The 26,272-nt window shown below is 70.7% G+C and carries 24 protein-coding genes; 11 read left to right on the plus strand and 13 right to left on the minus strand.

From position 1 onward, the window contains the following. The first annotated feature begins 2 nt into the window (after positions 1-2). Together IW245_RS03770 and IW245_RS03775 are read left to right on the plus strand one after the other, a co-directional pair. Positions 3-2,546: a DUF4118 domain-containing protein gene (locus tag IW245_RS03770; RefSeq protein WP_197001801.1), complete on the plus strand. Its 2,544-nt coding sequence runs from the start codon at positions 3-5 to the stop codon at positions 2,544-2,546. After that, positions 2,543-3,226, plus strand: coding sequence for a response regulator (locus tag IW245_RS03775; RefSeq protein ID WP_197001802.1), 684 nt, complete (start codon positions 2,543-2,545; stop codon positions 3,224-3,226). Before IW245_RS03770 ends, IW245_RS03775 begins: the two co-directional genes overlap by 4 nt. A gap of 211 nt (positions 3,227-3,437) precedes the next feature. On the opposite strand, the gene IW245_RS03780 is transcribed toward IW245_RS03775, so the two are convergent. Together IW245_RS03780 and IW245_RS03785 are read right to left on the minus strand one after the other, a co-directional pair. Beyond that, the gene (locus IW245_RS03780; protein ID WP_197001803.1) at positions 3,438-3,659 is read right to left on the minus strand and encodes a DUF397 domain-containing protein; all 222 of its coding nucleotides are present in this window, start codon (positions 3,657-3,659) and stop codon (positions 3,438-3,440) included. Then, entirely contained in the window at positions 3,656-4,504 is an 849-nt protein-coding gene (locus IW245_RS03785) for a helix-turn-helix domain-containing protein (RefSeq protein ID WP_197001804.1), read from the minus strand. Before IW245_RS03785 ends, IW245_RS03780 begins: the two co-directional genes overlap by 4 nt. 850 nt (positions 4,505-5,354) lie before the next feature. On the opposite strand from IW245_RS03785, the gene IW245_RS03790 reads away from it, so the two are divergent. From IW245_RS03790 to IW245_RS03805, 5 genes are all read left to right on the plus strand, one after another. Continuing rightward, positions 5,355-5,729 (plus strand): hypothetical protein, encoded by a 375-nt coding sequence (locus tag IW245_RS03790; protein WP_197001805.1) that lies wholly within the window; start codon positions 5,355-5,357, stop codon positions 5,727-5,729. Positions 5,730-5,767: 38 nt separating this feature from the next. Next, complete coding sequence (locus tag IW245_RS42845) at positions 5,768-6,088, plus strand: hypothetical protein (protein WP_504739613.1); 321 nt, start codon at positions 5,768-5,770, stop codon at positions 6,086-6,088. Positions 6,089-6,159: 71 nt separating this feature from the next. After that, positions 6,160-6,441, plus strand: a complete 282-nt coding sequence (locus IW245_RS03795) for a hypothetical protein (protein ID WP_231398644.1) — start codon at positions 6,160-6,162, stop codon at positions 6,439-6,441. Positions 6,442-6,454: 13 nt separating this feature from the next. Beyond that, entirely contained in the window at positions 6,455-7,426 is a 972-nt protein-coding gene (tgmB, locus tag IW245_RS03800; protein ID WP_197001806.1) for an ATP-grasp ribosomal peptide maturase, read from the plus strand. Further along, positions 7,420-8,544, plus strand: coding sequence for a methyltransferase domain-containing protein (locus IW245_RS03805; RefSeq protein ID WP_197001807.1), 1,125 nt, complete (start codon positions 7,420-7,422; stop codon positions 8,542-8,544). Before tgmB ends, IW245_RS03805 begins: the two co-directional genes overlap by 7 nt. 258 nt (positions 8,545-8,802) lie before the next feature. On the opposite strand, the gene IW245_RS03810 is transcribed toward IW245_RS03805, so the two are convergent. Genes IW245_RS03810 through IW245_RS03820 form a run of 3 tightly spaced genes read right to left on the minus strand, consistent with a single transcriptional unit; the run spans position 8,803 to position 10,267 of the window. Next, positions 8,803-9,219 carry an arsenate reductase ArsC gene (locus IW245_RS03810; protein WP_197001808.1) on the minus strand — a complete coding sequence of 139 codons (417 nt, stop codon included), beginning with the start codon at positions 9,217-9,219 and terminating at the stop codon, positions 8,803-8,805. Continuing rightward, the gene (locus tag IW245_RS03815) at positions 9,216-9,962 is read right to left on the minus strand and encodes an aquaporin (protein WP_197001809.1); all 747 of its coding nucleotides are present in this window, start codon (positions 9,960-9,962) and stop codon (positions 9,216-9,218) included. The genes IW245_RS03810 and IW245_RS03815 overlap by 4 nt, the downstream gene beginning before the upstream one ends. Further along, complete coding sequence (locus IW245_RS03820; RefSeq protein WP_197001810.1) at positions 9,962-10,267, minus strand: ArsR/SmtB family transcription factor; 306 nt, start codon at positions 10,265-10,267, stop codon at positions 9,962-9,964. Before IW245_RS03820 ends, IW245_RS03815 begins: the two co-directional genes overlap by 1 nt. Positions 10,268-10,519: 252 nt before the next feature. Here IW245_RS03820 and IW245_RS03825 point away from each other — a divergent pair, with 252 nt between their 5' ends. Continuing rightward, a complete protein-coding gene (locus tag IW245_RS03825) occupies positions 10,520-10,891 on the plus strand; it encodes a nuclear transport factor 2 family protein (RefSeq protein WP_231399248.1) in 372 nt (123 codons plus the stop codon). Between the two features lie 46 nt (positions 10,892-10,937). Here the strand turns inward: IW245_RS03825 and IW245_RS03830 are convergent, their stop codons facing one another. From IW245_RS03830 to IW245_RS03840, 3 genes are all read right to left on the minus strand, one after another. Continuing rightward, positions 10,938-13,736 carry an AfsR/SARP family transcriptional regulator gene (locus IW245_RS03830; RefSeq protein ID WP_197001812.1) on the minus strand — a complete coding sequence of 933 codons (2,799 nt, stop codon included), beginning with the start codon at positions 13,734-13,736 and terminating at the stop codon, positions 10,938-10,940. 104 nt (positions 13,737-13,840) lie between these two features. After that, complete coding sequence (locus tag IW245_RS03835) at positions 13,841-15,745, minus strand: APC family permease (RefSeq protein WP_231398645.1); 1,905 nt, start codon at positions 15,743-15,745, stop codon at positions 13,841-13,843. Positions 15,746-15,820: 75 nt separating this feature from the next. Beyond that, complete coding sequence (locus tag IW245_RS03840) at positions 15,821-16,144, minus strand: methyltransferase family protein (RefSeq protein ID WP_197001814.1); 324 nt, start codon at positions 16,142-16,144, stop codon at positions 15,821-15,823. A gap of 183 nt (positions 16,145-16,327) precedes the next feature. On the opposite strand from IW245_RS03840, the gene IW245_RS03845 reads away from it, so the two are divergent. The 3 genes from IW245_RS03845 to IW245_RS03855 are packed head-to-tail and all read left to right on the plus strand — an operon-like array spanning position 16,328 to position 20,398. Further along, on the plus strand, positions 16,328-18,316 hold the full coding sequence (locus IW245_RS03845) for an APC family permease (protein ID WP_197001815.1): 1,989 nt from the start codon (positions 16,328-16,330) through the stop codon (positions 18,314-18,316). 10 nt (positions 18,317-18,326) lie between these two features. Continuing rightward, entirely contained in the window at positions 18,327-19,727 is a 1,401-nt protein-coding gene (locus tag IW245_RS03850; protein WP_197001816.1) for a sensor histidine kinase, read from the plus strand. Beyond that, positions 19,724-20,398, plus strand: a complete 675-nt coding sequence (locus IW245_RS03855; protein ID WP_197001817.1) for a response regulator — start codon at positions 19,724-19,726, stop codon at positions 20,396-20,398. The genes IW245_RS03850 and IW245_RS03855 overlap by 4 nt, the downstream gene beginning before the upstream one ends. 21 nt (positions 20,399-20,419) lie before the next feature. On the opposite strand, the gene IW245_RS03860 is transcribed toward IW245_RS03855, so the two are convergent. The 5 genes from IW245_RS03860 to IW245_RS03880 all read right to left on the minus strand — a co-directional run bounded on the left by IW245_RS03860 (position 20,420) and on the right by IW245_RS03880 (position 26,204). After that, the gene (locus IW245_RS03860; RefSeq protein WP_197001818.1) at positions 20,420-21,211 is read right to left on the minus strand and encodes an ABC transporter permease; all 792 of its coding nucleotides are present in this window, start codon (positions 21,209-21,211) and stop codon (positions 20,420-20,422) included. Beyond that, positions 21,208-22,164, minus strand: coding sequence for an ATP-binding cassette domain-containing protein (locus IW245_RS03865; protein ID WP_197008303.1), 957 nt, complete (start codon positions 22,162-22,164; stop codon positions 21,208-21,210). Before IW245_RS03865 ends, IW245_RS03860 begins: the two co-directional genes overlap by 4 nt. Positions 22,165-22,546: 382 nt before the next feature. Beyond that, positions 22,547-23,392, minus strand: coding sequence for a DUF4097 family beta strand repeat-containing protein (locus IW245_RS03870; protein ID WP_197001819.1), 846 nt, complete (start codon positions 23,390-23,392; stop codon positions 22,547-22,549). A 76-nt stretch (positions 23,393-23,468) separates the two neighbouring features. Then, positions 23,469-23,972, minus strand: a complete 504-nt coding sequence (locus IW245_RS03875; RefSeq protein ID WP_197001820.1) for a toxin-antitoxin system HicB family antitoxin — start codon at positions 23,970-23,972, stop codon at positions 23,469-23,471. A gap of 156 nt (positions 23,973-24,128) precedes the next feature. Next, on the minus strand, positions 24,129-26,204 hold the full coding sequence (locus IW245_RS03880) for an alpha-galactosidase (RefSeq protein ID WP_197001821.1): 2,076 nt from the start codon (positions 26,202-26,204) through the stop codon (positions 24,129-24,131). Positions 26,205-26,272: the final 68 nt, after the last annotated feature.

Consider the following 26,272-nt stretch of genomic DNA (forward strand, 5'->3'; position numbering starts at 1 on the left):
CCGTGACACGCGGCCAGCTACGCGTCTACCTCGGGGCCGCCCCCGGCGTGGGCAAGACGTACAAGATGCTCGAAGAAGGCCACCGTCGGCGGGAGCGCGGCACGGACGTGGTGATCGGCTACGTGGAGACCCACGGCCGGCCGCTCACCGCGGCGATGGCCGAAGGCCTGGAGGCGGTACCCCGCAAGGACATGACCTACCGGGGTGCCGCCTTCACCGAGATGAACCTCGACGCCGTCCTCGCCCGGGCGCCGCAGGTCGCGCTCGTCGACGAGATGGCGCACACCAACGTGCCCGGCTCCACGCACACCAAACGCTGGCAGGACATCGCAGCCCTGCTCGACGCCGGCATCTCCGTGATCACCACGGTGAACATCCAGCACATCGAGTCCCTCAACGACGTGGTCGAACAGATCACCGGCATCACGCAGCGCGAGACGATCCCCGACTCGATCGTCCGCGGCGCCGAACAGATCGAACTCGTCGACATGACCCCGGAGGCGCTGCGCCGCCGGATGGCGCACGGCAACATCTACCAACCGGACAAGGTCGACGCGGCGCTGGGCAACTACTTCCGCCCCGGCAACCTCACCGCGCTGCGGGAACTGGCCCTGCTGTGGCTCGCGGACAAGGTCGACGACCAGCTGGAACGCTACCGGGCCGAACACGGCATCCAGTCCACCTGGGAGACCCGCGAACGCGTCGTGGTCGCGCTGACCGGCGGCCCCGAGGGCGAGACCCTCGTCCGCCGCGCCGGCCGGATCGCCGACCGGACCAAAGGCTCGGACCTCCTCGGCGTGCACGTCACCCGCAGCGACGGCCTGACCGGCGCCGATCCGGCGCACCTGGCCCGGCAGCGGACCATGCTGGAGGACATCGGCGGCACCTACCACGAGGTCGTCGGCGACGACATCCCCACGGCGCTGCTGGACTTCGCACGCGGCGTCAACGCCACCCAACTCGTCCTCGGCGCGAGCCGGCGCGGCCGGTTCGCCCAGATCTTCTCCCCGGGCGTGGGCGTCACAACAACGGCCGAGTCCGGCAGCATCGACGTGCACCTGGTCACGCACGAGGAGTCCAAACGCGGTCGGCTGCGGATCGCCGCCCGGGCAGGCGTGCCGACCCGGCGCCGGATCGCCGGCTACCTGCTGGCAGCCGTGGGTCTGCCCGTGATGACCCTCGGCCTCACCCTGGGGCGCGACCAGCTCAGCCTGCCCAGCGACATCCTGCTGTTCCTCGCCGCCGTCGTCGGCATCGCCCTCGTCGGCGGCCTGTGGCCGGCCCTCGCGGCCGCGGTCGTCGCCTCGCTCCTGCTGAACTGGTTCTTCACCCCACCCATCCACCAGTGGACCATCTCCGACCGGGAGAACGTCCTCGCCCTCGTCGTGTTCCTGGTCGTCGCCGCGGCCGTCGCGGTGGCCGTCGAACTGGCCGCCCGCCGCACCGCCGAAGCCGCCCGGGCCCGCGCCGAGGCCCAGATCCTGTCCACCGTCGCCGGCGGCGTCCTGCGCGGCAACCGACCACTGACCGCGCTCCTCGAACAGCTCCTCGAGGCGTTCACCCTGCGCAGCGTCACGCTCCTGGAGCGGCGCCCGGACACCCCCATCGGTCCCGACCGCCAGCGCGACCCCGACGCGTGGCGGATCGTCGCCACCGTCGGCGGGACGCCGTGCGCCACCCCGGCGGACGGGGACGTCGACGTCGTCGTCGACGACGACCTGTCCCTCGTGCTGTGCGGGCACACCCTCGCCGCGTCCGACCAGCGGATCGTGGAGGCCTTCGCCGCCCAGGCGGCCGTTGCGCTGCGCCAGGAACGGCTCGCCGAACAGGCCGCGGCGGCCGGGCCCCTGGCCGAGGTCGACCGGCTGCGCACCGCCCTGTTGCGCGCCGTCAGCCACGACCTGCGCACCCCGCTGGCGTCGGCGACGGCGGCGGTCAGCAGCCTGCGCAGCACCGAGGTGGAGTTCAGCCCGGAGGACAGAGCGGAGCTCCTCGCCACCGCCGACGAGTCGCTGGAACGCCTCGGCCGGCTGGTGGAGAACCTGCTCGACATGAGCCGCCTGCAGGCCGGGGCACTGGGCATGCATATCGAGGCCGTCAGCCCCGGCGAGATCATCGCCCGGTCCGTCGACGACCTGGGGGTGCGCTCCCTGGCCGTGGCCGTGCACCTCCCCGAGGACGTACCCGAGATGCGGGCGGATGCCACCCTCGTCGAACGCGTCCTGGTGAACCTGCTCGCCAACGCCCTGCGCTACAGCCCGCCGGACCGGCCACCGATGGTCACCGCCAGCGCCCACGCCGGCCAGGTGCAGATCCGGGTCATCGACCACGGGCCCGGCATCCCCGAGTCCGACCGCGACCGGGTGTTCCTGCCCTTCCAACGGTTCGGCGACCGCGACAACGCCACCGGCGTGGGCCTCGGCCTGGCCCTGTCGCGGGGGCTCGCCGAGGCCATGGGCGGCACGCTGACCCCCGAGACCACCCCCGGCGGCGGACTGACCATGACCCTGAGCCTGCCCGCCGTCACCTCCGAGGGACTCGCATGACCCGCATCCTCATCGTCGACGACGAGCCGCAAATCCTCCGCGCGCTGCGGATCAACCTCACCGCCCGCCAACACGAGGTGCTCACCGCCTCCGACGGCGCCGAGGCGTTGCGCCTCGCGGCCTCCGACCGCCCGGACCTGCTCGTCCTCGACCTGGGATTGCCCGACATCGACGGCGTCGAGGTGATCCGCGGCCTGCGGACCTGGAGCCCGGTGCCGATCATCGTGCTGTCCGGCCGGGCCGGCAGCGTCGACAAGATCGAGGCACTCGACGCCGGCGCGGACGACTACCTCACCAAGCCGTTCAACATCGACGAACTCCTGGCCAGGGTCCGGGCGGTCAACCGCAGGCAGGCCGCTGCCGACGCCCCGACGAGCGCGCGGCTCGGCCGCTACACCATCGACCTCGCCCTGCACACGGTACGGGCCGACGACGGCACCGGCGACACCGTGCACCTGACCAGGACCGAGTGGCAACTGCTGGAACTGCTGGTGAGGAGCCCCGGCGCGCTGGTCACCCAGCGCCAGCTCCTCCAGGAGATTTGGGGACCGACGTACCGCAACGAGACCAACTACCTGCGCCAGTACATGGCCCAGCTGCGCCGCAAGCTCGAACCCGAGCCCGCCCGGCCCCGCCACCTGCTCACCGAACCGGGCATGGGCTACCGCTTCCGGCCGTAGCGGCGCGTGTGACCGTGGTGGGCAACCCGGAATGCCTTGACCGGGGTACCGCAACCGCCTACCGTCCTCGTTCCCGTTGCCCCACGGTTCGGGCTCCTGGCCTCCGCCCGGTATGACTGACGCCGCGTCGCCTCCGCACATCGCCTGACCCCAGACACCCGAAAGGGCGGCCCTCAAGATGGGGCCGCCCCGCGTCGTGGGGTGATAGACGTTATGAGCCGTTGAACTGCCCGGCCTGTACACCAGCGAGGAAGCCTGACCACTCGGCAGGGGCGAACCATGTGGGCGTGCCGTCCGCCCCTTCCTTGGAGTCGCGCAGACCGATCATGCCCGTCGCGGCGTCGCGGGCTACACACACGCAGTTCCCGCCGTTGTCAGCGCTGCGCCGTGACTTGCGCCAGACCCACCCATCGCCGAAGTCAACTGTGCTCATGTCAGTTCCTCTGCCCTTGCCTTGATCATGTCGAGGGATTGCACGTCCGACAGCGCCGCCTTGATCAGGTGCGTGTACGCACGGTGATACGGTTCGACCTCCGTAGGGACATCCAAGTACAGGCTACCGGTCGGGTAGTCCATATACACCACGGCGAATTCCGGGGCGATTGCAAAGCTCAGGACCTGGAACTCGGTGTTCATCGAGGCATGTGCTCCATGACTGTCAGGTAGCACCTGGATCGTCACGTTCGGTCGCCGGGCCATCTCGGCAACATGCTCCAACTGCTCTCGCATGACGTCTCGGCCACCGACGAGTACCCGAAGCGCCGACTCGCACAGCACGACCCAGTACTCAAACGGCTCGTCGCCGTCGAGTAGGAGGGTCCGGGCCATCCGCGCCTGAACATGCCGTTCGACATCCTCACGGATCAGACCACCGCTCAACACCGCCCTGGCGTACCGCTCGGTTTGCAGGTAGCCAGGTACGACCCGCAGCGCGAACTGCTGGACTGTCGAGGCATCACGTTCGAGCGCGACGAGATCCTCGAACCAGGTCGGGATGATTCCCCGAAGCCCTTGACCTCCGCCTCGGCGACGTGAGGCTTTGACCAGTTCAAGTAGTTGACCGAGCCGGGGCTGTTTCTCTCCATACAACGTGAGCAGCTTTTCGGCAACAGGGATCGACATGGAGTTTGTCCCGTTCTCGTACCGGCTGAGCGACGTCTCGCCAATCCCTGCAGCCTCCTCGGCCTGTGCCTGCGTGAGGCCCGAACCACTGCGCAGACGCCGCAGTTCCGAAGCCAGGATTCGGCGGTACACGCTGGGGCTCTGGGGATTCGCCATATGCCTAGTTTCCGTGACGCCTCCCGTCTGCGGTAGGCAGGGTGCCAACCCCGTAATTCACTACTTGTGATTTACGGTTTGAGGGTTACGCTGTCTGTGTGGCTCCCGTCACAGGCTGGAAGTGCCAGAAAATGGCAAAAAGAACGAACCGGGGCGGGCGGCTGGTTGGTCGCCGTACCCGCCCGCCCCGTTCATCTGAGCGACGAAGGGATCTCCATATGGAGCTTCACCCAAGCAACTCACGGACTGTGTACCACGAACCGACGTCCCCAACTACCGGACACAGCGCCGCGGCAGCGCGCGACATGTTGGCCGAGCACGTGCTCGACCCCCGTTCGGGGACCTGCCGAATGTGCCTCGTGCCCGGCCCGTGTTCATCGGCCGGCTCTGCTATCACCACTCTCGCGCGTCTCGGTGTTCCCTTGCCGGGCGTCGTCGACGTGATGCCGGTGGACGGGCCGACATTGGTGCTGCTGACGGTGTCGACGCCCCGGCACCTGGTCGAGCCCGAGCCCCCCGGGGGCCTGCCCGGCGACCACGCCGCCCCCGCGCAGCCAGGTGTCGACCCGCTCGATTGGGCACTCGCCTCGCGTCTCCAGCGAGACCACCGCCCCGACGAGTTGGGGGTGTGCCGCGCCTGTGGCATGACGTATTGGTGCCGTACCCGCCGGCTGGTCGAGCGGGTCATCAATGGACGCCGCCAGTCGCCCCAGCCTAGCCCCGAGCCGGCCGACAGGTTGCGATTGTCGGCACCGGGGCAGAGGCCGCGCCGGGTGCCCGGCAAGGCTGGCCGTGACTACTTCGCGCCGCCGTCGCACTGGAGTGCACCTGGTTGGTTCGGGGAGGCGGCATGACCGTCAACGGCACCGCCCTCGACGCGCGACCGTGGCTGACTGCGAACAGCCTGGGGCGGCTGATCGTCGAGTACGACCACGACACGTGCCGTGCCAAGCTGCCCGGCGGACTGCGCGTCGAGTGCGACGGCGCACAGCCGTACTGGCTGGAATTGGGACACGGTTACAAGCTCAGCCGCAACTGCGACGACTGGGCAGTCGAGGGCGGGTCATGGGGATGGGCGCGCCTCACCGTGAACAGGGCGCCGGTGGCCAGCCTTCTCACCGACCACGGCGACCGGGAACTCGACCGGCACTCGACGTACATGGTTGTCCCACTCGACCACATCGGCTTTCCGGCGGCGTGGGAACTGCTGAGGGTGATCTCGTGAGCGCGCCGGTCGGGACAATCCCCGCACCGCGTCCGTTCGTGCTGCGGCGTTGGTCCGATCCCACGGGAGTCAGCGGCACGGGCGTCGTCGCGCACGGCGTGCAGTGGTTCGACGGCCGGGTCGAGCTCCGCTGGATCGGCACCACAACCGGTGTGGCGAGTAGCTGCTCGTACGACTCGATGGACGACTTGCTCCGCGTTCATGGGCACGGTGGACGCACCGAGGTCGCGTTGCTCAACGATCCTCCATTTTGCTCGCTTGACTACCGGTGCCCGCCCCTCGGTCAGAAGGTGGCCTTCAGCTCACCGGCTGACACCTGCTCGGTGGCGGCCCCTGGGGCTGGCGAATGTACCGACTAGAGAAAGGAGGCATAGCGATACCAACTGATCCAAGATAGTAAATGCACTTCGAACCTCAAGGAGGCTTTCCGATGACTCACCTCCCGCAAGACCGACCGGCCGGCGGAATGGATCCGCTGGTGCCTGGTGCGGCGCTCCTCCCGTTGAGCGAGCGCGGCGGCGTGTCCCACCCGATCCCGCACAGCCCCGGGACGCTGCGCCCGTTCTCTGCGACCCTCGCCCGTCCGATGCCGCCGGTCAGCAAGAAGCATGACACTGCCAGCACCACTGGTAGCCGCAAGGACCAGACCTCGACGTCGGACGACGGCAACGTCAAGCCGGACACGATCACCGTCACGACCACGGACTCGTAGGCGAGGGGCCTAGATGATCGCAAATACCGTTCTCGTCCTGACTTCCGAGGAAGACTCAACCGCCGACCTGGTGATCGACGAACTACGCAAGCGTGAGGCGAGCATCGTCCGCATGGACACGGGTGACTTTCCCACAGGCCTGCGACTGTCCGCGCACATCAGCGACGAGGGTTGGCGGGGGCGGATCGATGGCGACGACGCGGCCGTCGACCTGTCACAGGTCGAGGCTGTGTACTACCGTCGACCGACCCGGTTCGTCCTCCCCGAGGGGATGTCGGACGGAGACGCTGTGTTTGCGACCGTCGAGGCCCGGCTCGGGTTCGGAGGCGTTCTCGCCGCGCTCGACACTCGCTGGGTAAACCACCCGCACCGGGTCGCCGCCGCCGAGTACAAGCCTGTCGGGCTGAGGGCGGCGACCCGGTGCGGGCTGCGCGTACCCCGTACCCTGATCACCAACGACCACGCCACCCTGGTGGAGTTCGCTGCAACGGTGGGCGGGCCGGTCATCTGCAAGACGCTCGGATCGGTCGTGCTGACCGAGGGCTCCGAACCTCTGATGACCTACACGACCCGCATCGACCCCGAGGCAGTCGACCCCGCCCAGCTTGCCGCGACGGCCCACCTGATCCAGGCTCGGGTACCCAAAGCGTTCGAGGTGCGGGTCACGATGGTCGGGCGAACGTCCCTAGCGGTGGCGATCCACGCCGACAGCGATCGCGGCCGTGAGGACTGGCGAGGGGACTTCGCATCCTTGCGCTATGAAATCATGAACACTCCGCCCCAGGTCGCAGGCCAGATGGCTGCCTACATGGACGTACTAGGGCTGCTGTACTGCGCATTCGATTTCGTGGTCGACCCCGACCACCTGTGGTGGTTTCTGGAGGGCAACCCGATGGGCCAGTGGGGCTGGCTACAGGAAGAGACGGGGGCACCGATTGCGGCGACCCTGGCCGACCTACTCGTGAACGGAACCGGCACATGTTGATCGACTGGCAGGATCGCGCCCGCGCCCTGGCCGAGCATTTCACCGCCGCCGGGATGCTCGACCCGCAGTGGCGCGAGGCATTCGAGCACACCCCGCGTCACGTGTTCGTGCCCGAGTACTACCGCAGCGACGACTACGCTCTCGTCTCCGGGGCCGAACCCAGCCAGCGTGACGAGTGGCTCGACACCGTGTACTCCGACCAGTCGCTCGTCACACAGATCGCCACAGTCCCTGGCGTCGACATCCGTTGGCCGACAAGTTCGTCGACCAAGTTGAGCCTGATGCTTGAGATGCTGCGCCTTCTCAAAGTCGCGGACGGGCACAAAGTGCTGGAGATCGGTACGGGGACCGGGTTCAACGCAGCCCTGTTGTCGTTCCGGCTCGGCGACGCACACGTCGCCAGCATCGACGTCGACAGCACTCTCGTCGAGACCGCCGCCATGCGACTGGCTGAACTGGGTCACCGGCCCTATCTCGTCGCCGGTGACGGTGCCGTCGGCATCCCCGAGGCCGCCCCCTTCGACCGCATCATCGCCACGTGCGCTGTCCCGACGATCCCGCCCGCGTGGATCGCCCAGCTCACAGCCTCAGGACTGATCGTCGCGGACGTTCGCGGTGAACTCACGAGCAGCCTCGTCGTCGTCCGCAAGGTCAACGCCGACACGGCGGTCGGTCACTTCCTAGCCCAGCCCGGGCACTTCATGTGGCTACGCGCCGAGGCCGGCAGCCCATTCCGCGCGGGCGGTGTCCTCGGCCAGCCCCTCGACGGGGACAACGTCACCACCCGGACGACGGATCTAGACCCCGACATCCTCGACGACCCCGGGTTCCGGTTCGCGCTTCAACTCGATGAGCCGAACATCAAACACCCCGGCACCATCAACCATGACAACGGGCCCGACCACCTGCTCGTACAAGCCGAGGACGGCTCGTGGGCCGAACTCGACGGCAACCAGGTCGCCGAGGGCGGACCACGCGGACTCTGGGCCAGCATCGAACGCGCCGCCGACACCTGGGACAAGCACAACCGCCCCAGCCGGGACCGATTCGGCTTCACCATCACCGGAGACGAGCCCGCCCGGTACTGGATCGACCAGCCCGAAACCGCATGGCGATAGCCGTCGGCGGCCCCGTCGACACCAACTCGGCGGGGCCGCGCCGTCGAGATAATCTTCCCGAGCCTTCGGCGGCCGGTCGCTGCCCGGCCCACACTCGCGATGTGTCCACAGGTTCGGGGAGTAGCCAGGTTCGGTGCCAGGGCCACTTCGCCACCTTGCCAACTCCGCTGGACCAGCACGGGGGCTTTCCGGCCGGCTCAGTGGGCCGCAATGTGAGTTCCAGAGCCGATCGGGAACGAGCCACCGCGCCCGGGTCGGTCAGCGGGCCAGCGGGGTGATGTCGAGAGACGCGATCAGTTTCTCGACCCGGGTCTTGATCTCGTCGCGGATGGGTCGGACGGCGTCGATGCCCTGGCCTGCGGGGTCTTCGAGTACCCAGTCCTCGTAGCGCTTGCCGGGGAATACGGGACACACGTCGCCGCAGCCCATGGTGATCATGACGTCGGAGGCTTCGGCGGTCTCGTAGTCGAGGATGCGGGGGGTGTTGGTGGTGATGTCGATGCCGACCTCGGCCATGGCCTGCACGGCGACGGGGTTGATCGTGTCGGCGGGGGCGGAGCCGGCGGAGCGGACCTCGACGGTGTCGCCGGCGAGGTGGCGGAGCCAGCCGGCGGCGATCTGGGAGCGGCCGGCGTTGTGCACACAGACGAACAGCACGCTGGGCTTGGTGGTCATGACTGTTCCTCGGTGGTCAGCTCGGCGGGGTCGATGGCCTCGTGCCCGGCCACCGGGGTGCTGCTGTTGGGGTACAGGGCGAGCACGGCGGCGATGCCGATGAGTAGGCCGAGGATCTGGAACGCGACGAAGCCGGGTACGGAACCGGGGCGGATGCCGGCGAACGTGTCGGTGAACGCGCGCCCGATGGTGACGGCGGGGTTGGCGAAGCTGGTGGAGGAGGTGAACCAGTACGCCGCGCCGATGTACGCGCCGACGGCCGGGGCGGCCAGAGCGGCGCGTTCGGTGCGGACGAGGGCGAAGATGAGCAGGATCAGTCCGGCCGTGGCGACCGTTTCGCCGAGCCACAGGTGCCCGTCGTCGCGGTGCTTCGCCGACATCGTCACGGCAGGCAGGGCGAAGGTCAGGTTCGCCAGGATCGCGCCGCCGATCGCGCCGGACACCTGGGCGAGGGCGTACGGGCCGAGGTCGCGGCCGGCGAGCCCGCCGCCGGCAGACCGGTGCAGCCACCAGTCGGCGACCGACACGACCGGGTTGAAGTGCGCGCCGGAGATCGGCCCGAACACCAGGATCAGGATGGTGAGGCCGAGGACGGTGGCGGTGGAGTTCTCCAGGAGCTGCAACCCGGTGTCGTTCGGGGACAGGGTGGCGGCCATGATTCCCGAGCCGACGACGACGGCGACGAGCAGGGCGGTGCCGAGAAACTCGGCGAGGAGCCGGCGGGGGAGTGGCGGGGTGGCCATCAGCATTCCTGGCGGGTGTCGGAGGTGTCCCGGGCGCGGGCGGCCAGGGTGGTCAGGTGCCCGGCTGCGGCTTCGAGGGGTTCGGGGAGCAGCCGGTAGTAGGTGAACCGGCCCCTGGGTTCGGTGGCGACGAGGCCGGCTTCGCGCAATGCCCGAAGATGGTTGGAGATGTTGGACTGCGTCGCGCCCAACTCCTCGACCAGGTGGCAGGTGCAGGCCGGGCCTTCGGCCAGGAACTCCGCGATCCTGGCCCGGAGCGGGTCGGACAGCAGCCGTATCACATCAGGGGGAGCTGATATCACCATGGCGTGATCTCACCGCCCGGGGCGGGCGGCCGTCAACTTGTCGATCATGAACATCTGGTGACCTCGGAGTAGGTCGGCGTGTTTTCGGGTTGTGCGCGGCTCAGTGTCCGATTTCGCGTGTGTGCCCGTGGCGGGAGCGGTATCGGGCCAGGGCGCGGAGAGTGAGCGCAGCATCGACACCGCGACCTGAGGACGCCTTTCACGCCGTAGCCTGATGATGGTCTTGCCGTCGCGAGGGGAATTCCGGTGAGCATGAACGCATCGCAGGTGGCCGCCCAGCTGAAGACCGTCTTCGCGGGAGACGATCTGGACCTGATGGCCACTTTGCTGGCGCCCGACGTGCGCTGGGGTGATGACGAGGACACCGACACCACCTGCCACGACCGGGCGGCGGTGCTCGACTTCTACCGGGCGCTGCACGCACGCGGTGTCACCGCCCGGGTGGCCGAAACCGTCACCGGCCCCGACGTCGTGGTCGCCCGCCTCGACATCGACTGGCCTGGGCCGGAGGCTGACGAGCGGCCGCGCAACGAGTACCAGGTTTTCTCGTTGACGGGCGGGTTGGTCACCGACATCCGCGGCTACCCCGACCGGGCCGCGGCGCTGGCCGCCGCCGGACTGTAGGCATCTGGCGTCATCGACCGGGCAGGACGCCGCCCGCGCCCGGACGTCACCGGTCGCTGGACACCCGGCGGGTGTCGGGCGTGAGGCCGTCGAGGGCGGCCCGCAGCTCCCCGGTGTACGGATCGTCGCAGCTCTCCATCACGGTCAGCGCCTGCCGCCACAGGTCGACCCCCTCCGGGGTCTGGCCGTGCAGGCACACCGCGTCGCCGAGGTTGACGAGGGTCTGGGCTTCCAGGTGTCGGTTGCCGGTCTCGCGGTGCAGCCGGAGCGCCTCGCGGAACGAGTCGACCGCGGCCGGCTGGTCACCGGACCGCAGCTGGATCTCGCCGAGGTTGTTCATCGCCCGGGAGTACGAGTGCTGGTTGCCGAGTTCGTGGAAGAGGGCCGCGGCCCGGCGGACCCGGGTGGCGGCGGTGGCGTGGTCGCCGAGCAGCAGGTCGGCGCGGGCGAGGTTGCTCATCGCGTTGGCCTCGGAGTACCGGTCACCCGTCGCCGCGCTGAGCTCGGCGGCGCGCAGCAGCGCCACCCGGGCCAGGTCCAGGTCGCCGAGCTCGGTGTAGGTGTAGCCCAGGTGGCTCAGGGCCGCCACTTCGCTGTGCGGTTCGCCGATGGCCCCGGCGAGCAGAGCGGCCCTGCGCAGGCTGTCGGCCGACCTGGCGAGCTGGCGACGGCGGTGCTGGCAGACGCCGAGGCCGGTCAGGGTGCGGCTCTCGGCGTACTCGTCGCGCAGCTCGCGGGCCGCGACCAGCCCGATCGCGCCGGTCCGGCTCCAGTCGGCCCAGCGCGCGCGGAAGTTGAAGTAGTTGGTCAGGGCGACCGGGGTCTGCCAGGCGACGTCGAGCACCCGGTGACCGGCGGCGCACCCGACCCCGGCGACCAGGTTGGCGTGTTCGGCGTCGAGCCAGGTGACGGCCGCCGCCTTGTCGGCGAACGTGGGCGCCGGATGGCGCGGGTCGAGCGCGGGCAGGTCCAGCCGCAGCTCCCGGTACCGCAGGTACACGTCCGCCGCCGCGATCCCGTGCAGGTGCCAGGTGGTCAACCGGCGCACGGCCCCGGCGGCGTCCGCCACGGCCCGCTCGACGGCGAAGACACGGACCAGGTCGTGGAAGGCGTACCGGCCCGGCTGCGGTTCGTGCAGCAGGTGCACGTCGAGCAGGCCCCGCACCAGAGTGGCGGTCTCGGCCACGCCGCGGTCCAGCAGCACCGCAGCGGCAGCCAGGCCCAGGTCCGGCCCGGTCCACCGGCCGAGGAGCGCGAACGCCCGGGCCTCCTCGGCGGGCAGCCGCTGGTGGCCGACCTCGAGGGAGGCGCGGACGGCGCGGTCCTCCAGGCGCAGCTCGTCCAGCAGCCGGGCCCGGTCGGACAGCCGGTCGGCCAGTGCGCGGACCTTCCATCCGGGCTCGGCGATCAGCCGGGCGGCGGCGATCCGGATGGCCAACGGCAGCCCGGCGCAGGCCCGCAGCACCTCCTCGGTGGCCTCGGGCTCGGCGGCCACGGCGGCGGCCCCCACGATCCGGGTGAACAGCGCGTGCGCGTCGGCGGCGGGCAGCACGTCCAGGTCGACCCGGCTGGCCCCGTCCAGCCCGGCGAGCCGGTTGCGGCTGGTGATGAGAACCGTGCAGGAAGGGGTCCCCGGCAGCAGCGTCCGGACCTGGGCGGAGTCCAGGGCGTCGTCGAGCAGGATCAGCATCCGCCGGTCGGCGAGCATGCTCCGGAAGGTCGCCGCGCGGGCGTCCTCGTCGTCGGTCGGCGCGGCCGGGGCGGCGCCGAGGTCGCGGAGGAACCGGTCCAGCACCTCGGCAGGTGGCACCGGATCCGGGCCGGTGCCGCGCAGGTTGGCGTAGAGCTGACCGTCCGGGAACAGCGGGCGCAGGGCGTGGGCGACGTGCACGGCGAGGCTGCTCTTGCCGATCCCGCCGGCCCCCGCCACGGCCGACAGCACCACCATGCCGGCCCGGCCGGGGTCCGGCTGGCACAGGGCCCGCAGCGCCTCGACCTGGGCGGTGCGGCCGGTGAAGTCGGCGAGGTCGGCGGGGAGCTGACCGGGCAGCGGTCGGGTCGGGCCGCCGGCGACGGGCGGCCGCGGACCGGAGGCGAGCAGGGTCGGGTCGGCGGCCAGGATCCGCTGGTGCAGCCGGGACACCGCCTCGCCCGGGTCGATGCCGAGTTCGGCGCGCAGGGTGGCCCGGCCGGCCCGGTAGGCGGCCAGCGCGTCGGCGGGCCGGCCGCACCGGTACAGGGCGAGCATCGCCAGCCGCAGCGGCGCCTCCCGGAGCGGGTGCTCGGCCCGCAGCGCGGTGGCGTCGGCCACCACGGCGTGTTCGCGGCCCAGGTGCAGGCCGGCCTCGATCAGGCACTCCCGGGCCTGTAGGTGCAGTTCGGTCACCCGGGGCAGCTCGTCGCGGTGCAGCGGACCGGGCGGCACGTCGAGCAGGGGCGTGTCCCGCCACAGAGCGAGCGCGGCCCGCAGCTTGGCGTCGGCCTGGGGCCAGCGCTGCTCGGCCAGGGCGGAGCGGCCGTCGCCGACCAGGGCGGTGAACTGGAGGAGGTCGAACTCGTCGGGGTCGGCCTCGATCAGGTACCCGCCGGGCCGGGTGCGGACCCGGGCCCCGGCGACGGGCCCGAGGCGGCGACGGAGCCGGCTGACCTGCACGTGCAGGGTGGCCCGCATGTCGGCCGGGGAGCGGTCCTGCCAGGTCAGGGCGGCCAGCCGGTCGGCGGACACCGTGCGGCAGGCGTTGAACAGCAGCACGGCGAGGATCGTCGCCATCGTGCCGCCCGGCACGTCGATGTCCGCGTCATCCGTGCGGACGAGCAGAGGCCCCAGGGCGCCGAACCAGACCACGGCAGGACTGTACCCGAAGGTGCCGTGGCCTCCCACCTGTAAATCCAGCGGGCGCGGCCGGTATCCTCCGGCCGGTCCGACACCGGCCCGACCGTTCACAGCGGTCAGCCGACGTGGACCCCCGGTCGGCGGTCCAGATCGGCCTCGGCCCGGCGGAGCACCTCCCGGGTGACGGGGGCGATCTCGCCGACGCCGAGAACGAGGAACTCCAGCAGCCGGGCGACCGGGTTGCCCTCGGTCCAGTTGAAGTACACGTGCGGCACGACGCCGGTGTCGTCGCGGATGTGCAGGAGCACCGCCGCGACGGTGTTGGCGATGGCGGGGCTGTCGACCTTGAGAATCCGGTAGCCGAACCGTTCCTCGCCGACGACGTGCAGGTCCGAGGCGAAGTCGGAGCTGTCGACGAGGGTGACCTCGAGGAACAGCACGGAGTCGGCGGCCGGGATGTGGTTGTCGCGGCGCTGCTCGAACTCCTTCTCCCGGTACTCGGTCTCATCGCGCGCGTCGGGATGGTTGGCGATGACCTGGATGGCGCCGTCGGCGGCGGCCTCCATCACGAACCGGTGCGCCGTCGGGTCGAGGTGCACCCGGTCGGCGCGGGTCTCGAAGGAGCGGTGCACCCGCGAGATCAGCGACGCGATAAGGATCCCCAGGATGAACAGGCCGGCGATCTTGATGCCCTCGGGGCGCTCGACCATGTTGGTGACCGTCGTGTACGCGAACACGACCGCGATGCCGCCGAACGCGACCGCGGTCTTGCGCAGCCCCCGCCGCCACACGGCCAGGGTCGCCGCGAACGACGCGGACAGCATCAGCACCAGCACACCGGTGGCGTACGCGCCGCCCTGCGCGTCGACGTCGGCGTCGAACAGGTAGGTGACCAGGAACGCGACCGCCGTGAACAGCAGCACCAGCGGCCGGATCGCCCGCGCCCAGTCGGGTGCCATGCCGTAGCGGGGCAGGTAGCGCGGCACGAGGTTGAGTAGCCCGGCCATCGCGGAGGCGCCGGCGAACCACAGGATGGCGATGGTGCTCACGTCGTACACGGTGCCGAAGGCGTTGCCCAGGTAGGAGTGGGCGAGGTAGGCCAGGGCCCGGCCGTTGGCCTCGCCGCCGCTCTCGAACTTCTCATGCGGGATCAGCACGGTGGTGGCGAAGCTGCTGGCGATGAGGAACACGCTCATGATCAGTGCCGCGACGGTGAGCAGGCGGTGGGTGCCCCGGATCCGACCGGCCGGCCGGGCGGCGGTGTCCGAAGCGTCGCCGGTGACCTGCGGCATGACCGCGACGCCGGTCTCGAAGCCCGACAGGCCCAGCGCGAGCTTCGGAAACACCAGCAGCGCGATGGCGACCATGGCCAGGGGGCTGGAGTGCTGGCTGCTGAGAAGGTCCCACCAGTCGGTCACCACCAGCGGCCTGGTGGCCACGTGCCACAGGGCGACGACCATGACCACGACGTTGAGGGCCAGGTACGCCCCGACCAGCACGACGGCGATGCCGATCGCCTCGGAGAAGCCCTTGAGGAACACCGCGCCGAGGAGCGCGACCAGCACAAGCGTGATGATCACCTGGTGGCCGTGGAAGAAGCCCGGCGCGAACGGGTTCTCGATCACGTGCGCGGTCGCGTCCGCCGCCGACAGGGTGATAGTGATCAGGAAGTCGGTGCACACGAACCCGAGCAGGACCAGCACGAACGCCTTGCCGGCCCACCAGGGCAGCAGCCGTTCGAGCATCGCGATGGAACCCTCGCCGTTGGGGCTCTCGATCGCGACCCGCCGGTACACCGGCAGCGCCCCGAACAGGGTCAACGCGACCAGGACCAGCGTGGCGATCGGGGACAGCGCGCCGGCCGCCAGCGCGGCGATGCCGGGCTGGTAGCCGAGGCTGGAGAAGTAGTCCACACCGGTGAGGCACATGACCTTCCACCAGCTGTGGGTCCTGTGCCCGGCCTGGGGGGTGCCGTGCGGGCCCGGCGCGTGCACCGCCCGCTCGGACAAACCCTCGAGCAACCAACCACGAAACCCTGCCGCCACCGATGAACCCCCAGGTCAGACACATGCCGCCCGGAATCGTAGCGGCAGGGTTCAGCGCCCGGACGCCGGCTGGCCGTAGGCGGCGGTCCACGAATCCAGGTCCCACAGGCCCGCCACCAGAGCCCGCCCGGCGGGGGTGAGACTGTATTCGACCTGCTCAGAGGCGGTGCTGTCCCAGGTCCCGGAGGTGTCGGCGCGACGCAGCACGCCGCAGGCGGCGAGGGTCCGCAGCACCGACACGGTGGTCGTCCGCGAGGCGCGACACGCGGCCCGCAGCGCAGCGAGGGTCGCCGGCCGGTGCTCCAGCGCGGCGAGGATCTCCAGCACGTGGGGGCGGCCGACCACCTCGGCGGGGAAGATCGATCGAGTGGTCATAACCGCAGTTCACAGCCTTTGGCGGACCGACGGCGCCGGTCTTAACGAGGCCTCTACGGCGCGCCCCGGAATCTTGACGCGTTCATGACGGCGCGCCATGGCCGCGTTAAGACTGAGCGGCCCGGCGTTAAGAAAACGTCAAGATCCATCATCGGGTACCGACCCTGCCGCTTGACTGAGGGCATGTTGGGTTGGTTCAAGCGGCTACTCGTCGGTCGTCCTCTGCGCAGCGACCGCCTGGGCGAGCAGGCCCTGGCCAAGCGGATCGCCCTGCCGATCTTCGCCAGCGACCCGCTGTCCTCGGTCGCCTACGCCACCCAGGAGATCCTCCTGGTCCTCACCCTCGGCGGCCTGGCGTACCTGTACATGGCCCCCTGGGTCGGCCTGGCCGTCTGTGTGCTGCTCGCCGTGGTGGTGGTGTCCTACCGCCAGGTCGTGCGCGCCTACCCGTCCGGCGGCGGCTCCTACGAGGTGGCCTCGCGCAACCTCGGCCAGAACGCCGGGCTCGTGGTCGCCGCCGCGCTGCTGGTCGACTACATCATGACCGTGGCCGTGTCGGTCGCGGCCGGGGTGGACAACATCATCTCGGCGGTACCGTCCCTGAACCCGTTCCGGGTGGTGATCTGCGTCGGGTTCGTCGCCGTGCTCACCGCGATGAACCTGCGCGGGGTCCGCGAGTCCGGGCGGGCGTTCGCGGTGCCGACATACCTGTTCATCGGCGGCGTCCTGCTCATGATCGTGCTCGGCATCGGCCAGGCCCTGGCGGGCAACGCCCCGGTCGCCGAGAGCGCAGGCCTGCAGGTCAGGCCCGAACAGACCTCCGTCGGCCTGACAGGCATGGCCCTGGTCATCCTCGGCCTGCGCGCCTTCTCCTCCGGGTGCACCGCGCTGACCGGTGTCGAGGCGATCTCCAACGGGGTACCCGCCTTCAAGTCGCCGAAGGCCGAGAACGCCGCCCGCACCATGGCCGCGATGGGCATCCTGGCGATCATCATGTTCGCCGGCATCACCGCCCTCGCCCTGATCAGCGACGTCCGCTACGTCGAACACACCTGCGACCTGGTCGGCTTCACCGGCAACTGCGAGACCGACGCGCAGCGCACCGTCATCGCCCAACTCGCCGCAGCGATCTTCGGCGGCACCGACACGGTGATGTTCTACTTCATCCAGGCGTCCACGGCCCTGATCCTGATCCTCGCCGCCAACACCGCGTTCAACGGCTTCCCGATGCTCGGCTCCATCCTCGCCGAACACCGCTTCCTGCCCCGCCAGCTGCACACCCGCGGCGACCGGCTCGCCTTCTCCAACGGCATCATCGCCCTCGCCGCGATCGCCGGAGCGCTGATCTACCTGTTCGACGGCTCGGTGACCCGGCTGATCCAGCTGTACATCCTGGGCGTGTTCACCTCCTTCACCCTGTCGCAGATCGGCATGGTCCGGCACTGGAACCGGCACCTGCGCACCGAGCGCGACCCGAAGGAACGCGCCCGCATGCATCGGGCCCGGATCATCAACGCCGTCGGCGCGTGCCTGACCGGACTCGTCCTCATCGTGGTACTGGCGACGAAGTTCACCCACGGCGCGTACCTGGTCGTCATCGCCGTCCCGCTGCTGTTCGCCATGATGCGGGGCATCCGCCGGCACTACGACCGGGTCGCCGCCGAACTCGTCCCGGAACCCGGCGGCATGATGCTGCCCAGCCGGATCCACGCCCTCGTCCTGGTGTCCCGGCTGCACCGCCCCACCCTGCGCGCGCTCGCCTACGCCCGCGCCACCCGCCCCGACTCCCTCACGGCCCTCACCGCCGCGATCACCCCCGAGGAGGTCCGCGCCCTGCAGGCCGACTGGGACGACCGCGACATCCCGGTACCGCTGACCGTGGTCGAATCCCCCTACCGCGACGTCACCGACACCGTCCTCGCGTACGTGGCCCGCCTCAACCGCGACCACCCGCGCGACGTGGTCGTCGTCTACATCCCCGAGTACGTCGTCGGCCACTGGTGGGAACACCTGCTGCACAACCAGTCGGCCCTGCGGCTGAAGGCCCGCCTCCTGTTCGAGACCAACGTGATGGTCACCAACGTGCCCTGGCGGCTGCGGTCCAGCAAGGCCGAACTCAAACGCGTCCAGCTTCCCGAGGACGCCACCACGCCGAAGGTCCCGACGCACTAGCGTTTCGACCATGAGCATCACGGCACCCGCTCCGGGACCCCGACGAGGGCTCGGCCACGGCCGGACCCTCGCCGGGACGGTCCTGGCGGCCGGGGGACTGACCGCGCTCACCGCCGGGCTGGTCAACACCCGGGGCGAACTGGCGCTGGCCAGCATCGTCCTGCTGTACCTGGCCGCGGTGGTCGTCGTCGCCGTCGTCGGCGGGGTGTGGCCGGCCCTGGCCGCGGCCGTGGCCAGCGACCTGCTGGTGAACTTCTACTTCGTCCCGCCGTACCACACCCTCACCGTCGAGAACCGCGACCACGTCATCACCCTCGTCGTCTACGTCGCCGTCGCCGTCACCGTCAGCCTCGCGGTCGACCTCGCCGCCCGCCAACGCGCCGCCGCCGCCCGCAACGGCGTCGAGGCGGCGCTCCTCGCCCGGATCAGCGCCGAACCCGTCGACGCCGGATCCCTCGAGCGGCTCCTCGAACAGGTCCGCGACACCTTCGGCATGACCGCCGCCGCGCTCCTGGAGACCGACGGTGGCACCGAGCGGACCGTCGCGGCCGTCGGCGGGATCCCCAGCGCGACGCCCAGCCTGTCCGTGTCCGCCAGCGCCACCCTGCGCCTGGTCGCCGACGGCCCGCCCGTGATCGCCGCCGACCAACGGCTTCTGACCCGGCTGGCCGCCGCGGCTGCCCGGACCCTGCAGGCCGAACGCCTCGCGGCCGAGGCCGCAGGAGCCCGCGAACTCGCGGAGGTCGACCGACTGCGCGCGGCACTCCTCGCCGCCGTCGGCCACGACCTGCGCACCCCCCTCGCCGGCATCAAGGCCGCCACCTCCAGCCTCCGCGAACCCGACATCACCCTCACCGGCGCCGAGCAGGCCGAACTCCTGGCCACTGTCGAGGAGTCCGCCGACCGGATGGACGTCCTCGTGGAGAACCTCCTGGCGATGAGCCGGCTCCAGGCCGGCGTGCTGTCGGCGGACCTGCGGCCCGCGGCTCTCGACGAGATCGTCGCCGTGGCGATCCTGCACACGCCCGGCGCCCCGGTGCAGGTCGACGTGCCCGACGACCTGCCCCTCGCCCTGGTCGACCCCGGGCTCCTCGAACGGGTCGTGGCCAACCTGATCGCCAACGCCCGGCGGGCGAACCCGCCCGGCGGCAGGATCAGCGTGCACGGCCGGCACGTGGGCGCACGCCTGGAGCTGGCGGTCGTCGATCACGGACCTGGCGTGCCCGCCGACCAACGCGAGCGGATGTTCGCCCCGTTCCAACGCCTCGACGACCACACCACCGACGGGGGGCTCGGCCTCGGCCTGGCGATCGCCCGCGGCTTCACCGAGGCGATGGGCGGCACCATCACCCCCACCGACACCCCCGGCGGAGGCCTGACCATGACCATGACCCTGAGGGCTGCGCCGTGACGCGGGTGCTCGTCGTCGACGACGACCGCCCCCTGCTCCGGGCGCTGCGCATCAGCCTGACCGCCGCCGGCTACGACGTCACGATCGCCCCCGACGGAACCTCCGCGCTCACCATGGCCTCCGGCAACCCGCCGGACGTGGCCATCGTCGACCTCGGCCTGCCGGACATGGACGGCATCGCCGTCGTGGAAGGACTCCGCGGCTGGTCGACCGCGCCCATCATCGTCCTGTCGGCCCGGCACACCGAACAGGCCAAGATCGCGGCGCTGGACGTCGGAGCCGACGACTACGTCACCAAACCCTTCGGCATGGGCGAACTCCTCGCCCGGATCCGCGCCGCCCTGCGCCGCACGGCCCCCACCAGCCAGCAGCCGATCGTCGTCACCGACGCGTTCACCGTCGACCTGACCACCAAACAGGTCACCAACGCCGCCGGCCCGGTCCGCCTCACACCCACCGAATGGCATCTCCTGGAGATGCTCGTGCGCAATCCCGGCATGCTCGTCACCCAGCGCCAACTGCTCCAGGAGGTGTGGGGGCCGCGCTATGAGACCGAGACGAACTACCTTCGGGTGTACCTGGCCAACCTGCGGCGCAAACTCGAACCCGACCCCACCCGGCCCCGCTACCTGCGCACCGAACCGGGCATCGGCTACCGGTTCACGCCGTGACGCCCCGGCGTTCCGGGTGCCCTACCGCGAGGGGTCGCGGGCGTACAAGCGCTTCGCCCACAGGTACCCGACGAGTGCGATGCCGGCGCACCACCCGGCTGAGACGACGGCGTTGGTGCCGATCGGCCCGCCGGTCAGGAGCCCGCGCAGGGTCTCGGTGACCGGGGTGAACGGCTGGTACTCGGCGAACTGGCGCAGTCCGGTCGGCATCGAGGCCGCAGGGACGAAGCCGCTGCCGAAGAACGGCAACAGGATCAGCGGCATGGGCAGGTTGCTGGCCGTCTCGACGCTCTCGCTGACCAGTCCGAGGGCGACGGACAGCCAGGTGAGCGCGAACGTGAACATCGCGAGCAACCCGACGGCCCCCGCCCAGGCGAGCGGCCCGGCCGGCGGTCGGAAACCGATCAGCAGCGCGACGCCGGTGACGATGGCCAGACTCAGCATGGTCTGGATCATGCTGCCCAGGACGTGTCCGGTGAGCACCGAGGAGCGGGTGATCGCCATCGTGCGGAACCGGGCGATGATCCCCTCCGTCATGTCCGTGGCGACCGAGATCGCCGTGCCCTGCGCCGCGCTGGCGACGGTCATCAGCAGGATGCCGGGGACGACGTAGTTGACGTAGTCGGCGCGGCCACCGCCGGGCGCGCCGAGGCCGGAGCCGAGCGTGCCGCCGAACACGTAGACGAACAGCAGCAGGAGGATCACGGGGACGCCGGCGAGCATCAGGGTCATCGACGGGTACCGGCGCATGTGTCGCAGGTTGCGCCGCAACATCGTGGCCGAGTCGCGCAGGGTGTAGGTGAGAGTGCTCATCGCGATGCCTCAACTTCCTGGGAGTGTCCGGTGAGGGCGAGGAAGACGTCGTCGAGGTCGGGAGTGTGCACCGACAGCGCCTCGACCGTGATCGCCGCGGAGTCGAGCCGGTCGAGGAGCCCGCGCAGCAGCAGGACGCTGCCATCGCTGGGGACCTGCAACGTCAGCTCGTCCTCGTCGAAGGTGGACCCGTCGAGCACCCGGGCGGCCGCCGCGAGCGCCGCCGCGTCGGCGAACTGGAGACTGATGTGGCCGCCGGGGATCAGCCGCTTGAGCTCGGCCGCGGTGCCCTGGGCCACCAGCGTGCCGTGGTCGAGGACCGCGATCTGATCGGCGAGCTGATCGGCCTCCTCCAGGTACTGGGTGGTGAGGAAGATCGTCACCCCGTCGGCGACCAGGCCCCGGATCGTCTGCCACATCGCGCGCCGGCTACGCGGGTCGAGGCCCGTGGTCGGCTCGTCGAGGAACACGATCCGGGGATCACCGACCAGACCCATCGCCAGATCCAGCCGGCGGCGCATGCCCCCCGAATACGTGGCCGCCATCTTGCCGGCGGCCTCCACCAGGTCGAACTTCGCCAGCAGTTCCTGCGCGCGCACTCGGCCCTCGCGGCGGGGCAGGTGGTGCAGATCGGCCATGAGGTGCAGGTTCTCCCGACCGGTGAGCAGGCCGTCGACGGCGGAGAACTGGCCGGTGACGCCGATCGCCGCCCGGACGGCGTCCGGCGCGCTGGCCACATCGTGCCCGGCGACCCGGACCTCGCCGCCGTCCGCGCCGATCAGGGTGGACAGGATCTGCACCGTGGTGGTCTTGCCGGCGCCGTTCGGGCCGAGCAGGGCGAAGACGCTGCCCTCGGCGACGGTGAGGTCGATGCCGTCGAGGACGAGGTGCTTGCCGTAGGACTTGCGGAGGCCCTTCGCGGTGACCGCGGGTGGGGCCGTGGTGGTGGTCATGGTTTCTCTCGATTCCTGGGTGGAGGCGTGCAGGGTCGCCGGGACGGCGTCGGCCGTGCCGGGAGCTGCCACGCGGTGGGCGTTGGCTGCCGCCGTCGTCGCGGCGGCGGAGGCGTGCGGGTGGTGCGCCGGGTGGCGTTGTCCGCCGCTGCTGCAGCGGAGACCGGTAGGTGGTGCCAGGTGGTGGTGTCGGCAGCTGTCGTCGTGCCGGCGGAGGCCTTTTGAGTGCTGCCGGGTGGTGCCAAGAGGTGGCGCCGGTGGCCCGTCGTGGGCGGCGACCTGCGGGAGGTGCCGGGAGTCGCCAGGTGGTGGCAGGGGAGGCCTGCGGGTGGTGTCGGCCGTCGTTGCTGTGGCGGAGACCTGCTGGTGTGTCGGGCGGTGGCTAGCTGTGGTGGATGATGATGTCGCCGAAGGACGTCCGGGCGTGGATCTCGATGGTCTCGCCCTGCTCCGGCGCTGGGGCGTCGACGGCCTGGAGGCTGTTGCGGACGTGGCCGAACTGGGTGTGCACGTCCAGTAGCGCGGCCGTGCCGGCGCGGACGCCGACCTCGAGTTCGCCGAACGCCGTCTTGAGCGACACGGTGCCGCGCACGGTCTCGCCGATCCGGATGACGCCGTTGGCGGTGGTGGCCGTGACGTCGGCGTGCGCGGAGTCGACGGTGATGTCGCCGTTGGCGGCCTTGACCCGCAGGTCACCGGTGACGGTGCCGACCCAGGTGTCGCCGTTGGAGTTCTTCACGGTCGCCGTTCCGTCGACGTGTTGCAGGCGCACTCTGCCGGTCCCGGTGCTGACCTCGGCGTTTCCGGCCACTCGGCGCAGGGTGATCGCGCCGGCGGACGTGTTCAGGTCCACCGTCGCCGTGTCCTCGAGGTGCAGGTCGCCGGCCCCAGCCTTGATCCGGCACTCGCCGAGCCGGCCCTCGGCGCGGAATGCGGCGAGGCCCGCGTCGGCGTGCAGGTGGGAGCCGGACGGCAGGGCGATATCCACGTCGACCGAACCGATCTTGCCGAACAGGCCGAGTCGCTGCTTCGGCCCCTTCACCAGCAGCCGGCCGGCGGTGAATTCCACCTGGGTCTGCTCGGCGGACCGGACGTCGGCGTCCTTCGCCGGGTTGGACGGACGCACCTCGACGGTGGTGTCGGCACGGTCGCTGGCCGTGAGCCGGACGTCGCCGTATCCGAGGTCGATGGTGACGGAGATCGGTTCCGGGGTGTCGAAAGTGGGCATGGCGGCACGCTCCTGACGGGTGTCGAAAGTAGGCATGGCGGCGATCTCCTGACAGGTGTCGAAGGGCCGGGAGCGGCTAGCGCACCCAGCCGGTGAAGTGGTCCGCGCCACGGGGAGCGCGCTGGGGCTGCCCGAAGGATCCGGACGCCGCGGCGGAGGCTGCCCGCACCAGCCAGGCGTTGACGGACAGCCCCTCGCGGCCCGCCGCCTCTTCGATCCGGGCCTTGAGCTGGTCGGACAGTCGGAAGTTGATCCGCGAACCGGAGCCCTCGTCCAGGTCGGCGACGATGGGCGGAACGCCGGTCGCGCGGCCGGGCGCCTCGGGAGCGGGCTCGGCCGGGGGCGGGGTGACGACGAAACTGGGCTCACGGCCGCGAAGGCGCAGCTCGACCGAGCCGGGGGCCAGGTCGAGTGTGATCTCGTCAGCCGCGGCCGACAGCGCGTCGAGGAGTGCGAGCCGGAACGCCGACTCCAGGGGCGCCGACAGCCGCTCGGCGAGGGCCCGGGCTTCCTGGCCCCCGAGGTCGGCGGCGGCCGCGAGCTCCCGGCAGACGTTGTCGACATACGACGTGATGTTCATGGCACCATCATGGCACCATGATGGTGCCATCGCAAGCCACTATGGCTCACGCTGGCACCATCGGCCCGAATTTTGTCCCTATATCAGCCCGGTGGCTTTGTTTTGGCCACCGAATCGACCCGCCCGGCGTGGTCCCGGTCGGCTCGGTTAGGTGGCTCAGGCGCGCCGGAGTCGGATCAGCGCGCTGGCGTAGTCGCCCGGCGGCAGGGGCTGGATGATGCCGTGGGTCATGAGGGTGTGGCCGTGGTGGACGTGACCGGTGGTCTCGTCCCGGTAGAGCGCGCCGGGTTCGAGGCCGGCCAGGCGCAGCGCGAGGGGCTGGTGCGGCGGCCGTGAGGTCAACCGCCAGGTGAGTACGACGACCCGGTCGCCGTATAGGTACTGCACCGCGTCCTGGCCCAGCCGGTACAGCTCGCCGTGCTGGACGACGGGCCGGATGTCCTTGTACGCGGCGATCAGCGTCCTGGCCTCGGCGAGGTCCGGTGCGGTCCAGTGCAGCAGGTCCCCGCCGAGGCCGAGCACCCCGCTCATGGCGACGTGGAAGCGGAAGGCCAGCGGGACGACCCTGCCGGTGTGCGGGTTGGGGCTGTCGGTGACCCAGGCGGCCATGGTGCGGGCGGGGTAGAGCTGGCTGTAGCCGTGCTGGATGGCGATCCGGTCGACGGCGTCGGTGTTGTCGGAGATCCACGCCTGGTCGGTGCGGGCGAGGATGCCCAGGTCGACGCGCCCGCCGCCACCGGCGCATGTCTCGATCCGCAGGCCGGCGTGCGCGGCGCGGAGCCGGTCGATGATGGCGTACACGTTGGTGATGTGGTCGATCCACAGCCGTTCACCGTCGGCGCCCCGTTGCGGCCAGCCCGGTTCGGTGAACGCCCGGTTCATGTCCCACTTGAGCATCTCGATGTCGTGCTGGCCGACGAGTTCGTCGAGCCACTTGTAGGCCCAGTCGGCGACGTCGTCGCGGGCGAAGTTGAGGACGAGCTGGTGGCGCATGGTGGTGCGGGTGCGGTGCGGCATGTGCAGTACCCAGTCGGGGTGGGCGCGGTAGAGGTCGCTGTCGGGGTTGACCATCTCCGGTTCGACCCAGATCCCGAACCTCATGCCGAGGCGGCGGACCTCTGTAGCCAGCGGGCCGAGGCCGTGCGGGAACCGGGTCGGGTTGGGGGTCCAGTCGCCGAGCCCGGAGCGGGCGTCGCGCCGGCCGCCGAACCAGCCGTCGTCCATGACGAACAGCTCGACGCCCAGGTCGGCGGCCGCGGTGGCGAGCCTGCGCTGGTTGTCCTCGTCCACGTCGAAGCCGGTCGCCTCCCACGAGTTGTACGTGACCGGCCGCAGCTCCTCGGCCTGGGGGAGGACGTGTCGGGCCTGATAGGAGTGCCACTGCCGGCTGGCCGCCCCGAAGCCCCCGCTGGTGTACAGGCCGGCGAACACCGGGGTGCGGTGCCGCTGGCCGGGGCGCAGGGTCCAGTTGATGCCCTCGTGCCCGGCCCCGCCGGTCCAGCTGGCCCGGCCGTCGGGGTCGTGGTGCACGGCGATCCGCCAGCTGCCGCTCCACGCCAATGCCGCGCTCCACACCTCCCCGTGCTCCTCGGTGGCGTCCCCGGCGTCGAGCATCACCCAGGGGTTGGCCTGGTGGCTGGTGTGCCCGCGCCTGCTGGTCAGCACAGTCTCCGCGCGGGCGAGGGGGACCCGTTCCAGCTGGCTCTCGGCGGACCAGCCGCCGGTGATGTGGCTGAGCCGATACCCGTCGCGGGGTGGTGCCGTCCACGCCGCGGCGTCGCAGCGCAGCACCTCGATCGGGTGGTCGGCGCTGGTGTTGTGCAGGGTGGCCCAGCGTTCGATCACGTCGCTGTCGTCGTGCACCCGGTAGTGCAGGGTGATCTCCAGTGGATAGTGGTCGTCGCGGAACCGCAGCGACAGCCGGCCGCCGTCGACCTCCTGGCTGAGGTAGTGCCACTGCACGCCCCGGGCCCCGCCGTCGAACCGCACCTGCAGCGACGGCGGCCCGAACCGGGCTGGACCCTCCGCCGGGTACTCCTCGTCGATCACCCCGTCGAAGCTGCTGTCCCCGCCGGCGGGCACGGAAACGGACAGCGCCTGCTCGAGGGTGAGGCGCGGTCCCCACGCCACGTGGCGCGGGCTGTCGTCGGCGGCGAGCCGCAGCGCGTAGCCGCTCGACGGCGTGCTCAGCAGCCACAGTCGGCTGTCCGGGTCGTGGACCAGGGGGTTCATGCTGCTCCTCGCGGGTCGATGGGTACCAAAACAGCCTATGTTTCGGGCTCGTGAAATTCAATTCTTGA

The sequence above is a fragment of the Longispora fulva genome, from assembly GCF_015751905.1.
Classification (GTDB): domain Bacteria; phylum Actinomycetota; class Actinomycetes; order Mycobacteriales; family Micromonosporaceae; genus Longispora; species Longispora fulva.